Raw genomic sequence first — 13,058 nt, 5'->3', positions numbered from 1 at the left:
CCGTGCCCGGCGCCATGCCTCACGCCAGCAGCCGTTCCAGCAGCCGCTGGTACAGCCCCGGCAGTGCTTCCAGATCGTCCACGCGCACGTTCTCGTCCACCTGGTGGATGCTGGCGTTGACCGGCCCCACTTCGATGCACTGCGCACCCAGCGGCGCTATGAAGCGTGCATCGGACGTGCCGCCGCCGGTACTTTCTTCCGGCGCACGGCCGATGTGCTCGGCCAGCACCGCCCGCGCGGTGGCGCGCAGCGTGCCCTCCGGGGTGTAGAACGGCTCGCCGCTGCGATGCCACTTCAGCGCGTACTGCAGGCCGTGCCGGTCCAGCAGTGCGGTGATCTCCGCTTCCAGCTTCGGCGCATCCCAGTGCGGGTTGTAGCGGATGTTGAAATCCACTTCGAGCTCGCCGGGAATCACGTTGTTGGCACCGGTACCGGCGTGGATGTTGGAGATCTGCAGGCTGGTCGGCGGGAAACTCTCGTAGCCGTCATCCCAACGCCGCGCACTCAATTCGGCCAGAGCCGGCGCCGCCTGGTGAATCGGGTTGCGCGCCTTTTCGGGATACGCCACATGGCCTTGCACGCCCTGCACGCGCAGCTTGGCCGACAGGCTGCCACGACGCCCCACGCGCAGCAGGTCACCGAGCGTCGCGGTCGACGACGGCTCGCCGGTGATGCACCAGTCGATGCGTTGGCCGCGTTCGGCGAACAGCCGCGCGACGTGGCGCACGCCATCAATGGCATCGCCCTCCTCGTCACTGGTCAGCAGCACCGCCAGCGTGCCGGGGTGATCGGGGTGCGCGGCGACGAACTGCTCGGCGGCCACCACGAATGCCGCCACGCTGCCCTTCATGTCGGCGGTACCACGGCCATACAGCACGCCGTCACGGACCTGCGGCGTGAACGGGTCGCTGGTCCAGGCCTCGCGCGGGCCCGTCGGCACCACGTCGGTATGGCCCAGCAGCACCAGTACCGGCGCGCCCTGGCCATGGGTCGCCCACAGGTTGTCGACCTCGCCCAGCCGCAGGTGATCGCACTGGAACCCGGCCTGCTCCAGGCGCGCCGCCAGCAGTGCCTGGCAGCCAGCATCGTCCGGCGTCACCGAGGGCCGTGCGACCAGCTCGCAGGTCAGGTCGAGGACCGCGCTCATGCGTCACCGACGCCGAAGCGGGCCTTGAAGCCGTTGTCACTGAAACCCTGGCTGACCGTGCCGTCGGCGGTGACCACCAGCGGGCGCTTGATCAGCTGCGGGTACTCGCGCAGCAGCAGCTTCCATTCGGCCTCGGAGTCTGCGGCCTTGCGGTTGTCCGGCAGCTGCCGCCAGGTGGTGGAGGACCTGTTGACCATCGCGGCCAGCCCACCCAGCTGCGCGGCCCACGCCAGCAGCATTTCCGGGCTGGGCTTGTTGTCGCGGTAGTCGATGAAGGTGTACGGCACGCCGAAGCGGTCCAGCCACTTGGTCGCCTTCTTGCAGGTATCGCAGTTCTTCAAACCGTAGACAGTGGTACTCATGGCCATCTGTGATGCTGGAAAACAGAGGGCCAGAATCTCACAACAGGCGCTCGGACACGACCCGGAACGGCACCTGCGGCAACCGGAAGGCCAGCCCCTCCTGCAACGCCACGCCCATGGCCTGCAGCCGCGGGCACTGCGGCTCGCCGTCCAGCCGCAACGGTTGCAGGTGGGCGATTTCCACCGGCAGCGCGATGCGGGTGCTGGCCCAGCGGTGATCACAGGTCCGGGCGATGGCCTGGTCCTGGCAGGTCAGGAAGCGCAGCAGGGCCTGGCGGCCGCCGAAGGCCGCCGCCCACCCGGCATCGTCCCAGCCCGCAGTCGCCTGCCACTGCAGGTGCAGCGCTGGCGCGCTGCCCTGCCCGCCTTCGACCACGGTGTGCCCACCACCATCGGTGCGCACCACATGCGCGAAGCGCGTGGACAGATGCGGCTGCATGGCATCGCTGAAGGCGCGCGCGCCGGCGACGAAGGCCAGCTGGTCCATCACGTTGCGATCGAACAACACCACCGGCGTCCCGTCCGGATCATCGTCACGGCGCAGGTACCAGCGCCAGTTGCTCTGCCTGGGCGACGGCACCAGCGAGCGCAGCGGCCCGGCCAGCGCCGGCCCGAAATGGCCGTGCCGGTAGCTGAGGATGGTGTAGGGCGTGCGTCCGGCATGGACCACGTAGTGATGGCCGGGTGGTGGCATCGGCGCGTGGCGCACGTCGACCCACCAGCTGACGTAGACCACGTCGCGCACATCGCTGGCCAGCGCCGGCATCGGCCAGCGCCGCGACAGCGCGCGGCGCAGCCGGGTCCAGCGCGGGGCGTGCAGCAGGCGCGGCAGCATCCGCCCGAACAGGGTGCCGGACGGATGCCGGTAGATCGCGGACGGCGCCAGATCCTCCGGCGCAGTCATCTTCAGTCGGCCAGGCCGCGCAGCAGGTCGTTGACGCTGGTCTTGCTGCGGGTCCTGGCATCAACCTGCTTGACGATCACCGCGCAGTACAGCGAATGGGTACCGTCCTTGCTTGGCAGCGAGCCGGACACCACCACGCTGTACGGCGGAATGTAGCCGTAGCTGATCTCACCGGTGGCGCGGTTGTAGATGCGGGTGCTCTGGCTGAGGAACACGCCCATGCCGATCACGCTGTGGTGGCCGACCACCACGCCTTCCACCACTTCCGAGCGGGCACCGATGAAGCAGTGGTCCTCGATGATGGTCGGGCTGGCCTGCAGCGGCTCCAGCACGCCGCCGATGCCGGCGCCGCCGGACAGGTGGCAGTGCTGGCCGATCTGCGCGCAGGAACCGACGGTGGCCCAGGTGTCGACCATGGTGCCTTCGCCGACGTAGGCACCGATGTTGGTGAAGCTCGGCATCAGCACCACGTCCTTGCCGAAGTACGTGCCGCGGCGGGCAATCGCACCCGGCACCACGCGCACGCCGCCACGGCGGAACTTCGCTTCGTCATAGCCGGCGAAGCGCGATTCGACCTTGTCCCAGAACGGTGCCGGGCGTGCATCGACCACCGCCATGTCGTTGACGCGGAAATACAGCAGCACCGCCTTCTTCAGCCACTCGTTGACCTTCCAGCCGCCCTGGCCGTCCGGCTCGGCGACGCGGAATTCACCGCTCTCCAGGCCGTCGATCACGCGGTTGACCAGCGGCCTGGTCGAGCCTTCCAGCTCGTGCAGGGTCAGCGTCGCGCGGCGCTCGAAGGCGCTCTCGATGCCGAACTTCAGCTCTTCAACGCCCGGTGCCGACGGCTTGCGCAGCGACTTGCGGGCAATGGTTTCGGCGCGGACGGCTTCGGCGCTCTTGGCCGGCGCCGGCTTCTTCACAGCACGCTTCACCGCCGTCGTTTTCTTCGCCGGGGCCTTCACCGCAGCGGCCTTCTTCGGCGCAGGGGTCTTCTTCGCGGCCGGTGCGGCGGCAGCAGGTTTCCGGGCCGCTGCGCTCTTGGGGGTCGCGGCGGTCTTCTTGGCGGGCTTGGTGGCCATCAGGCGGGGTCTCCGGCGTTTCGATCAGGGTCCAGGCAGGCCAGCATCGCGTCATGCAGCTGCTGCCGGGCAGGTTCAGTCAGGGGGAGGTCGTGTTCGTCACTGATCACGAAGGTGTCTTCGGCGCGTTCGCCGAACGTGGCAATGCGCGCATCATGCACGCGCAGGCCCTGGTTGCGCAGCACGAACGCCACATCGGCCAGCAGGCCGGGACGGTCGGGGGCGACCAGGGCAAAACGGGTCGCGCCCGGTTCATCGCGGAATTCGATGCGCGGCGCAAAACGGAAATGACGCAGCTGTCGCGGCACCACCCGGCGTGACGGCCGCAGCCGCGTCAGGTCGCCGCTCAGGGCCTCACGCAGCGCCGCCTCCAGGTTGGCACTGCTGCCATCGGCAAAGGTGTCGGCCGGGTTGACTTCGAAGGTGTCGAAGATGGTGTCGGCCGGGCCGTCCAGCACGCGTGCACGGTGGATCCCGTAGCCCTTACGGTCCAGGGTCATTACGATCGCGGCGAACAGGCCATCGCGGTCGGGCGAGTGCACGAACACTTCCAGCGCGGGGTCGTCGACACTGATCCGGCGCACCTTGACCAGGGTCTGGCCCTGCTTCACGGGCACCAGTGCGGCGGCCTGCCAGGCCAGCTGCTCGGGCCGCAGGCGGATGAAGCCCTCATCGGGCATCACCGCGAACTGGCGGTCGATGGTGGCGTCGTCATAGCCCTGCTCGCGCACCAGTGCGCGCACGCTGTCACGCGCCTCGGCCACGCGCTCGGCAGCGGGCACCGGATGCTCCAGTCCTTCGCGCAGCGCGCGCCGGGTGGCGAAGTACAGGTCGGCCAGCAGGCGATCCTTCCAGGCGTTCCACAGTTTGGGGCTGGTGCCGGCGATATCGGCACAGGTCAGCAGGTACAGGTAGTCCAGGCGGTCGCGGCTGCCGACCAGGGTGGCGAAGCGATGGATCACCACCGGATCGGCGATGTCCTGCTTCTGCGCGGTCACCGACATGCGCAGGTGCTGTTCGACCAGCCAGGCGACCAGCTCGGTATCGGTGCCACTCAGTGCATGTGCCTGGCAGAACGCACGCGCGTCCACCGCACCCAGCTCGGAGTGGTCGCCGCCGCGGCCCTTGGCGATGTCATGGAACAGGCCGGCCAGCAGCAGCAGTTCCGGCTTGCGCAGGCGTGGCCACACTTCGTGCGCGATCGAGAAGCGTTCGTCGGCACGGCTGCTGGCGAACTGGCCGATGTTGCGCAGGACCATCAGCGTGTGCTGGTCGACCGTATAGACATGGAACAGGTCGAACTGCATGCGCCCGCTGACCTGGGCGAACGCGGGAATCCACTGGCCAAGCACGCCCAGCCGCGCCATGCGCGAAAGCGTGTCGACCGGGCGCTGGCCACGCAGCAGGGCAAGGAAGTGCTCGCGTGCGTCGGCGTCGGCCTGGTCATAGGCCGGCAGCAGCGGCAGCGACTCGGCCAGCGCACGCGCGGTCAGCGAGTGCAGGCCGCGCACCTGCGGGTTGTTGGCCCAGCTGGAAAACAGCGCGAACACCTGGCCGATGTCGCCCTGCGGCCAGTCGGCCTCGTTGGCGGCCAGGTAGCCACGACGCAGGGAAAAGCCCACGGTCAGCGGCTCCGGCTGCGCCTCGCCGTCGAACTGTTCCTCGAAGCGCTGCAGCAGGCGGTCGCTGATCCGGCGCACCACCAGCGCGGCGCGGTAGAAGCCCTGCATCATCTTCTCGACGCCGAGGTTCTCGGCATCGTCTTCGAAGCCCAGGCGCGCGGCCAGGGTCTTCTGGTAATCGAAACGCAGGCGCTCTTCCGGGCGGCGCGCCACCAGATGCAGGCCGAAGCGCAACCGCGCCAGCACTGCACGCTCGCGCTTCAACGCCGCAGCTTCGTCGGCGCCCAGATGGCCGAGCCCGACCAAGGCCTCCAGGTCGCGCACGCCGAAGGCGCGCAGCGCCATCCAGCCCAGCGTATTGAGATCACGCAGGCCACCGGGACCGTCCTTCAGGTCCGGCTCCAGGTTGTCGGCAGTATCGCCGAAGCGCTGGTGGCGGATGCGCAGCTCTTCCAGCTTGGCCAGGAAGAAGGCACGCGCCGGCCACAGCTCGCGGTCGTCGATGGCCTCGCGCAGCGCGCGGCGGGCGGCGTCATCGGCCAGGATCGGACGCGCCTCGATCAGCGCGGTCAACACGGTCTGGTCAGCCGCCGCCTCGCGGCACTGCAATGCAGAGCGCACCGCATGGCTGACCGCCAACCCGCAGTCCCACAGCAGCGCGAACAGCCGCGCCAGGGCCGCTTCGTGCGCCAGTTGCGCCGGCGGATCACCGAACACCAGCAGGTCGATGTCCGAACGCGGGAACAGTTCGCCGCGGCCATAACCGCCCACCGCGAACAGCGACAGGCCGCTGCCGGCCGGCAGGCAACGCTGCCAGGCCAGGCGGATCAGGTGGTCGGCGGCACGTGCGCGCAGCGCCAGCAGGCGCTCGATGTTGTCGCCCTGGTCGAAGCGGCGGTACAGGCGCGCGTCGGCCTGCTGCAGCGCGTGGCGCGCGGCAGCCGCCCAGTCCGGGTCGTTGAGCGACGCGGCCGGCGTGTCCAGCAGCGAACTCGCCGGCAACATCGTCAGGAGACCTGCGACTCGCCCGGCGACAGGGTCAGCACGTCGACGCCGGTCTCGGTGACCGCGACCATGTGCTCCCACTGCGCCGACAGCTTGCGGTCCTTGGTCACCACGGTCCAGCCATCCGGCAGCACCTTGTTGTAGCGGGTGCCCTCGTTGATCATCGGCTCGATGGTGAAGGTCATGCCCGGCTGCAGCACCAGGCCCTGGCCCGGACGGCCGTAATGCACCACCTGCGGCTCGTCGTGGTAGACCTTGCCGATGCCGTGGCCGCAGTACTCGCGCACCACGCTGAACCGCTCGCCTTCGGCATAGCTCTGGATGGCATGGCCAATGTCGCCCAGGGTGGCGCCCGGACGCACTGCGCGGATGCCGCGCCACATGGCTTCGTAAGTGGTCTCCACCAGGCGGCGGGCCATCACCGACGGGGTGCCGACGAAATACATGCGGCTGGTGTCGCCGTGCCAGCCGTCCTTGATGACGGTGACGTCGATGTTGATGATGTCGCCATCCTTGAGCACCTTCCCTTCGCTGGGGATGCCGTGGCAGATGACGTTGTTGACCGAGGTGCACACGGTCTTGGGGAAGCCGCGGTAGCCGACGTTGGCCGGAATGGCGCCCTGCACGTTCACGATGTGATCGTGGCAGATGCGGTCCAGTTCCTCGGTGGTGACACCGGGCTTGACGTGGGGGGCGACGATGTCGAGCACTTCGCTGGCCAGGCGGCCGGCGATGCGCATCATCTCGATTTCCTGCGGGGTTTTCAGATTCACGCTCATGGCACCCATTATCGCCGATCCGGCCGCAATCTGAACGAACGCCACCCAACTGGCGTTCCAAGCCATGCACAGTTCCGGCAAAGAAAGTGAAAGCGTGATGGCGTCCGCTCTTTCACTCTCTTATTTATCACGTATTACAGACACTTACGCTTCCTAAGCTGGCCTCGCAGTCGTCACCGCGGCGCCGAACGTGCCGTCTTCGCCTTGTTCAACGGACCTTCGGGTCAGGGAGGTTGTCCATGCGATTCCCAGTTCGATCCCCGCTGGGCTGGGCCCTGGCCGGGCTGCTGCTTTCCGGCCAGGCGCTGGCCGCCGACACCACCACCTTCAATGTCACCCTGGTGGTCACCAAGGCCTGCACCATCAAGGCGGCGGCGGCCACCAACGTCGACTTCGGCACCGCCGCCTCGACCACCGCCACGCCCACCCTGGGCCAGGGCACGGTGACCGCGCAGTGCTCGGCACTGACGCCCTACACGATTGCGCTGAATGCGGGTGCCAACGCCGGTACCGCCAACGACGTCACCACCCGGCGCATGAAGAACACCAATGCCGCGGTGACCGCCAACAACTATGTCGGCTACCAGCTCTATCAGGATGCCGCGCATACCCTGGTCTGGGGCGCCACAACCGGCACCAATACCCAGGCCGGCATCGGCACCGGCCTGGCCGTGCCGTACATCGTCTACGGCCAGATCCTGAACCTGAGCACCAACAATCCGGCCACGGGTAACTACCTGGATACGGTTACCGCCACGATCACCTATTGATGGAGCACGCCCGCATGGCCGGACCCCGCCCGTGGCGCGCCACCGGCGTGGCGCTGCTCGCCCTGTGCCTGCTGGGCGCCGCCCCTGCCGGCGCCACCAGCCTGCAGGTCGCGCCCACCAGCCTGCAGCTGGAGGCGCGCCAGCGTGCCGGTGAGCTATGGCTGACCAACAGCGGCACCTCGCCGGTGACGCTGCAGGTGCGCCTGTTCCGCTGGGTGCAACAGGACGGCCAGGAACAGCTGCTGCCGACCGACGAGCTGATCGCCACGCCCCCGATGCAGGAGCTGGCCGCTGGACAGCAGCAGCTGGTGCGGGTGATGCGTCCGGACAACGAGCCCCCGCCTGCACAGCGCCACTACCGGCTGATCGTGGACGAGGTACCCGACCTGGCCACCCGTGCCGAGGGCATGCAGTTCGTACTGCGCTATTCGATCCCGGTGTTCGTGCAGCCTTCCACCGGCCGCCTGGCCCCACGGCTGCAGGCCCGCCTGATGACACTGGCGGACGGCCGCAATGGCGTGGAGGTCGCCAATACGGGCGACAGCTACGCGCAGATCGCCGATCTCGCGTTGGGCAGCGCCGCGCGCCCGCGCATTGTCCACCCCGGACTGCTGGGCTACGTGCTGCCGGGCCAGGTGATGCGCTGGCCGATCGAACGCACGGCGATCGACCGCGACAACGACCAGATCACGGCCAAGCTCAATGGCGAGTCGGAACAGACGCCACTGTCGCCCCCACCGGCTCGCTGAGGCGTTGATGGGCGCAGTGCTGGCGGCCCTGGCTCCCGCGGCGACCGCAGCCGCCGATGTGTCCGGCGTCGCCGCCGATGTCTCCGGCGTGTCGGCCGACGCCGTGCTGCCGCCCCCGACCCCGCTGACCGCCAGCCAGACGCTGTACCTGGATGTGTCGCTCAACAGCACGCCACGCGGCCTGCTGCCGTTCATCGAGAACCGCGGCCGCCTGCAGGCCAGCCCCGAGGTGTTGCGCCAGCTCGGCTTCAATGCCAGCGGCGATGCACCGGTCTACCTGGATCAGATCAGCGGCGCGGTGGTGCGCTACGACGCGCACATGCAGACCCTGGCGCTGGATGTACCACTGGACCAGCTGACCCTGCCGACCACGGTGCTCAGCCGGCCGCAGGCGCGTGCGCCGGCCGGCACCGCCTCGCCGGGCGTGCTGCTCAACTACGACGTCTACGGCAGCCGGGTGGACACACTGGGCAATCTCAGCCTGAGCTCGGAGTTGCGCGTGTTCGGCATCGGCAACGGGACTTTTGAGAACACCGCCATCAGCCGTCGCTACCAGCAACCCGGTGATCGCCATTGGCGCGGCGAAAGCGTGCGGCTGGACACCCGCTGGAGCCTGGACTTCCCCGACAGCGCAACGACCCTGGAGGTCGGTGACTTCTACAGTGGTTTCGTCGACTGGACCCGCCCGGTGCGCCTGGGCGGGCTGCAGATCGGCCGCAACTACGGGCTGCAGCCCTACCGCGTACTGACGCCCACGCCGAGCTTCCTCGGCCAGGCCGTGGTGCCCTCCACGGTCGAGCTGTACGTGGACGGCCTGCGCCAGTACAGCGGGCAGGTACCGGTCGGCCCGTTCCAGCTGGCGGCACAGCCCGGGATCAGCGGCACCGGTAATGCGCAGGTGGTGGTGACCGATGCCTTCGGCCGCATGCAGACGCTGGATTTCAGTTTCTATGGCACCCAGCAGCTCCTGGCCAAGGGCCTTTCGGACTGGTCGGCCGGCGTCGGCCACCTGCGCGAGGACTTTGGCCAGCGCTCCTTCGCCTACGACGATCGCACCGTGGCCAGTGCCAGCTGGCGCGGAGGCATCAGCGATACCTTCACTGGCGAGGCGCATGCCGAAGGCGGCGGCGGCCTGGCCCAGGCCGGCGTCGGCGGCTGGTGGCTGCTCGGCGCGGCCGGCGTGTTCAATGCGGCCTATGCACGCAGTGATTACCACGGCCTGCAGGGCGGGCAATGGGCGCTGGGCTACAGCTGGAACAACCGCCGCTTCAACGTCAACCTGCGCAGCGTGCGCAGCCACGGCGACTACCGCGACCTGGGTGCGCTGCAGGGCAACCTGCCACCGAGCATCAGTGAACAGGCCACGCTCGGCCTGGACCTGCTGCGGCTGGGCACGCTCAGCGCAAGCTACCTGCGCCTGCGCTACCCCGACGGCGACGACAACCGCTACGCCAGCCTGTTCTGGTCACGCAGCTGGAGCCAGCGCTGGTCGGCCTACCTGTCGCTGAACCAGAACCTGGACCGCAGCGACGACCGCAGCATCTACCTGTCGGTGACCGCCAGCCTGGGCAACAACCGCCAGGCCAGCCTCTCGAGCCAACGCAACGGCGATAGCCAGAGCTGGGTGGCGGACGTGACCCAGCCGGTCCCGGGCGACGGCAGCGCGGGCGGCGTCGGCTGGCGCGCGCAGCTGCGCCACGGCGAGGACGGCAACGGCGGCCTGGCCGAGGTCGGCATCCTCAACGATGTCGGCCGCTATTCGTTCGGCGCCTCGCGCCAGGGCGGGCTGAACTATGCCTACGCCAGCGCCAGTGGCAGCGTGGTGTGGATGGGCGGCCACACCTTCGCCACGCGCGAGGTGTCGGACGCGTTCGCGGTGATCAGCACCAATGGCGTCGGCGGCGTGCCGGTGCGGTTGGAGAACCGCCTGATCGGCGTCACCGATGATCGCGGCCTGCTGCTGGTCAGCCCGTTGCTGTCCTGGCAGCGTAATCGTGTCTCGATCGATACCCTGGACCTGCCCGAGGACATGCGCGCCGATCGCATCGAGGACTGGGTGACCCCGCGCCAGCGCGCCGGCACCCGCGTCACCTTCCAGCTGCGCTCGCGGCCGTCACTGAGCCTGACCCTGCTGGCAATGGACGGTCAGCCGCTGGAGGTCGGCAGCGAGGTGCGGTTGCCCGATGGCCGCCAGGCCACGGTCGGCTACGACGGCCTGCTCTATCTGGAAGACGTTGCCGCCGGCAGCGTGCTGTACGTCACCACCAGCCGCGGCCCCTGCCGGGTGAAAGTGCCGGACCTGCCCAAGGTGGTGGCGTCCGGCGCGCGGCCGAAGCCGGCGCCGCAGCAATGCATCCCGGAGGTGGCGCCATGAGGCACGCCCGGTGGGCCGTGCTGCTGGCCGTCATCCTGCTGGGCAGCCTGCTGGCGCCGGCGCCCGCGCGTGCCACCGCGGTCTGCACGGCAGTCGCCGACCCGACCCTGCCGTTCGGCAACATCAACAGCAATGCGCCCGGCCCCAGCACGGCCAACCTCAACATCACGGTGACCTGTACCACCGCCGCGCTGAGCCTGCTGGCCACGACCGGCGTGCGCGTCTGCGTGGGCGTGGGCGCCGGCAGTGGTGGCGGCAGCAGTTCCACCTTCCGCACGATGACCACCACCAGCAGTGACACCCTGAATTTCCAGCTGTACAACAACGCCAGCTTCGGCCAGGTCACCGGACTGGTGCCGCGCGGCACGCCACCGGCGCAGGAACTGACCATGACCTACAACGTGCCGCTGGTGACGGGCGGCAGCGGTGCGCAGTCGGTGCAGCTGTTCGGGCAGATCCCGGCCAACCAGATCCTGGCCTCCGGCGCGTACAGCAGTACCTTCAGCGGGGCCAACGTGGTCCTGACCTGGGCGTGGAACGAAGTCCTGCTGGGTACCGCTACCGTGCCCGCCACCTGCAATGGCGGCGCCACCGGCACCAACAGCGCGAGTGCAGCCTTCAGCTTCACCGCCACCGCCAACGTGCTGCCGCAATGTGGCAGCTACGTCACCACCACCATGAACTTCGGCAACGTCACCGGCGGCATTCCGGCCAACATCGACCGGACCGCCACCCTCACCCTGACCTGCCTGAAGAACACCGCCTTCCAGGTCGGCCTCAACAACGGCCAGAACAATCCTGCCGCCACTCCGATCCGGCGCATGGCCACCACCGTCGGCGGCAGCACCTATTACCTTCCCTACGAGCTGTACCGGGACTCGGCGCGGAGCCTGCGCTGGGGCAATACCTTGACCGTCGACACGGCCAGCGGCACCGGCACGGGCAGCGCACAGCAGCTGACCATTTATGGCCGGGTGCCGCCGGTCAGCGGCCAGCCGCCCGCGGGCACCTACAACGATCTGGTGCAGGTAACGATCACCTATTGAGCGTCCGGTCGAGCGAAGCCCACGCTCGGCTGCATTTTCTGACGGCACGCCGGGCATGGGCTCGGCGCTACAGTTCCGGCGTCTCCGGCCGATACCGCGCAGCGATATCTTTCAGCACGGTGGTTGGCAGGTGGTTCGCGCATTTCTGATCGGGGCGATGCTGGTCGCCAGCACGCCGGCATGGGCCGAACCCAGCAGCCCCCTGCAGATCCGGCTGACCGTGGTCGACGCCTGCAGTGATGACGCCGGTGGCACCGGCTGCCCGGCGCCGCACCAGCGCAGCGACGCACCGCAGCTGCCGCCCCAGGTCCGCGACCTCGCGCCGCCTGCGGCAGACGACGATGAAAGGCCGGCCGTGACGCTCATTTACTGATGCGCGCGCTGCTGCTCCTGCTGGCCCTGCTGCTGGCCCTGCCCGCCGCAGCGCTGGATCTGCTGCCAACCACCCTGCAGCTGCCAGCCGAAGGCGGCCGTGCCGAACTGTGGCTGCACAATCCCGGCCCCGGCCGCTGGCAGGGCCGGGTGCAGGTGCTGGCCTGGGATCAGCAGCTGGACGCCGAACGACTGCACCCGAGCGACCAGATCCGGGTCAGCCCTGCGCAGCTGGACCTGGCACCTGGCGGCACCCAGCGCGTCTGGCTGCTGCCCGGCGACCCCGTGCCGGCAACCACCGAACAGGCCTATCGGATCGTCCTGGCGCCCGCGCTGCCAGGCCTGCCGCGCTACTCCCTGCCGCTGTTCCGCGGCCCGGCGACGCCGCCCCGGCAGGCCCTGGTACAGGGCCAACTTGAGGCGTACGCGTCGCAAAGCACTCTGCGACTCGGCAATTCCGGTAATCTGCACGCTCGCCTGCATGATCTGCGCTTCGTCACCGCGGACGGCCGAGCATCGCTGTTGCTTCCCGGGCTGGCCGGCTACATCCTGGCCGGGCATGACCGCCGATGGCCCCTGCCCGCCCGCGCCGATGGCTATGCGGGTGGTCGCTTCCGGGCCCGCCTGCAGGACGGCCGCGACATTGATCTGGTCACGCCGGCCCCTGCGATTGCAGCACGTGCCCGCGACGGGCTATAATCGACCGGATTCCTGCCGCCTGCGTGCGCGGGAACCCGTCCACACCGGACGTCACCGGTGAATCCACACCTGCTGCCCCCATCCGTGCCGGGGTGCTCCGCAAGGAGTTCGGCCACGGAGGCAACAGGGAAGCCCAACCCCGGAACC

Annotated in this window: 12 protein-coding genes; 6 read left to right on the top strand and 6 right to left on the bottom strand. The window is 69.0% G+C overall.

Annotated features, from left to right (window positions below; genetic code table 11):
• Positions 1 to 19: 19 nt before the first annotated feature.
• Genes dapE through map form a run of 6 tightly spaced genes read right to left on the bottom strand, consistent with a single transcriptional unit; the run spans position 20 to position 6,910 of the window.
• Complete coding sequence (gene dapE / locus AC5P9C_RS04920) at positions 20 to 1,147, bottom strand: succinyl-diaminopimelate desuccinylase (protein ID WP_312558637.1); 1,128 nt, start codon at positions 1,145 to 1,147, stop codon at positions 20 to 22.
• The gene (locus AC5P9C_RS04915) at positions 1,144 to 1,515 is read right to left on the bottom strand and encodes a Spx/MgsR family RNA polymerase-binding regulatory protein (RefSeq protein WP_186815429.1); all 372 of its coding nucleotides are present in this window, start codon (positions 1,513 to 1,515) and stop codon (positions 1,144 to 1,146) included. Before AC5P9C_RS04915 ends, dapE begins: the two co-directional genes overlap by 4 nt.
• A 31-nt stretch (positions 1,516 to 1,546) precedes the next feature.
• Positions 1,547 to 2,413 (bottom strand): hypothetical protein, encoded by an 867-nt coding sequence (locus tag AC5P9C_RS04910; protein WP_343542833.1) that lies wholly within the window; start codon positions 2,411 to 2,413, stop codon positions 1,547 to 1,549.
• Positions 2,414 to 2,415: 2 nt separating this feature from the next.
• A complete protein-coding gene (gene dapD / locus AC5P9C_RS04905) occupies positions 2,416 to 3,495 on the bottom strand; it encodes a 2,3,4,5-tetrahydropyridine-2,6-dicarboxylate N-succinyltransferase (RefSeq protein ID WP_049464966.1) in 1,080 nt (359 codons plus the stop codon).
• Positions 3,495 to 6,104 (bottom strand): [protein-PII] uridylyltransferase, encoded by a 2,610-nt coding sequence (locus AC5P9C_RS04900; protein ID WP_456316511.1) that lies wholly within the window; start codon positions 6,102 to 6,104, stop codon positions 3,495 to 3,497. The genes dapD and AC5P9C_RS04900 overlap by 1 nt, the downstream gene beginning before the upstream one ends.
• A gap of 20 nt (positions 6,105 to 6,124) precedes the next feature.
• The gene (gene map / locus AC5P9C_RS04895; RefSeq protein WP_049464969.1) at positions 6,125 to 6,910 is read right to left on the bottom strand and encodes a type I methionyl aminopeptidase; all 786 of its coding nucleotides are present in this window, start codon (positions 6,908 to 6,910) and stop codon (positions 6,125 to 6,127) included.
• 230 nt (positions 6,911 to 7,140) lie between these two features.
• Here map and AC5P9C_RS04890 point away from each other — a divergent pair, with 230 nt between their 5' ends.
• From AC5P9C_RS04890 to AC5P9C_RS04865, 6 genes are all read left to right on the top strand, one after another.
• Positions 7,141 to 7,671 (top strand): Csu type fimbrial protein, encoded by a 531-nt coding sequence (locus AC5P9C_RS04890; RefSeq protein ID WP_495205098.1) that lies wholly within the window; start codon positions 7,141 to 7,143, stop codon positions 7,669 to 7,671.
• Positions 7,671 to 8,420, top strand: coding sequence for a fimbrial biogenesis chaperone (locus AC5P9C_RS04885; protein WP_049464974.1), 750 nt, complete (start codon positions 7,671 to 7,673; stop codon positions 8,418 to 8,420). The genes AC5P9C_RS04890 and AC5P9C_RS04885 overlap by 1 nt, the downstream gene beginning before the upstream one ends.
• A gap of 7 nt (positions 8,421 to 8,427) precedes the next feature.
• The gene (locus AC5P9C_RS04880) at positions 8,428 to 10,794 is read left to right on the top strand and encodes a fimbria/pilus outer membrane usher protein (protein ID WP_154330330.1); all 2,367 of its coding nucleotides are present in this window, start codon (positions 8,428 to 8,430) and stop codon (positions 10,792 to 10,794) included.
• Positions 10,791 to 11,840, top strand: a complete 1,050-nt coding sequence (locus AC5P9C_RS04875; RefSeq protein ID WP_103282644.1) for a Csu type fimbrial protein — start codon at positions 10,791 to 10,793, stop codon at positions 11,838 to 11,840. The genes AC5P9C_RS04880 and AC5P9C_RS04875 overlap by 4 nt, the downstream gene beginning before the upstream one ends.
• 157 nt (positions 11,841 to 11,997) lie before the next feature.
• On the top strand, positions 11,998 to 12,213 hold the full coding sequence (locus AC5P9C_RS04870; RefSeq protein ID WP_049464979.1) for a hypothetical protein: 216 nt from the start codon (positions 11,998 to 12,000) through the stop codon (positions 12,211 to 12,213).
• On the top strand, positions 12,213 to 12,911 hold the full coding sequence (locus AC5P9C_RS04865) for a fimbrial biogenesis chaperone (RefSeq protein WP_074725977.1): 699 nt from the start codon (positions 12,213 to 12,215) through the stop codon (positions 12,909 to 12,911). Before AC5P9C_RS04870 ends, AC5P9C_RS04865 begins: the two co-directional genes overlap by 1 nt.
• The last annotated feature ends 147 nt before the right edge of the window (positions 12,912 to 13,058 follow it).

It is taken from the genome of Stenotrophomonas sp. YJH_SMC_10, assembly GCF_059371555.1.
The sequence above is the reverse complement of the archived record's forward strand: the minus strand, read 5'-3'. Positions and strand labels throughout refer to the sequence as shown.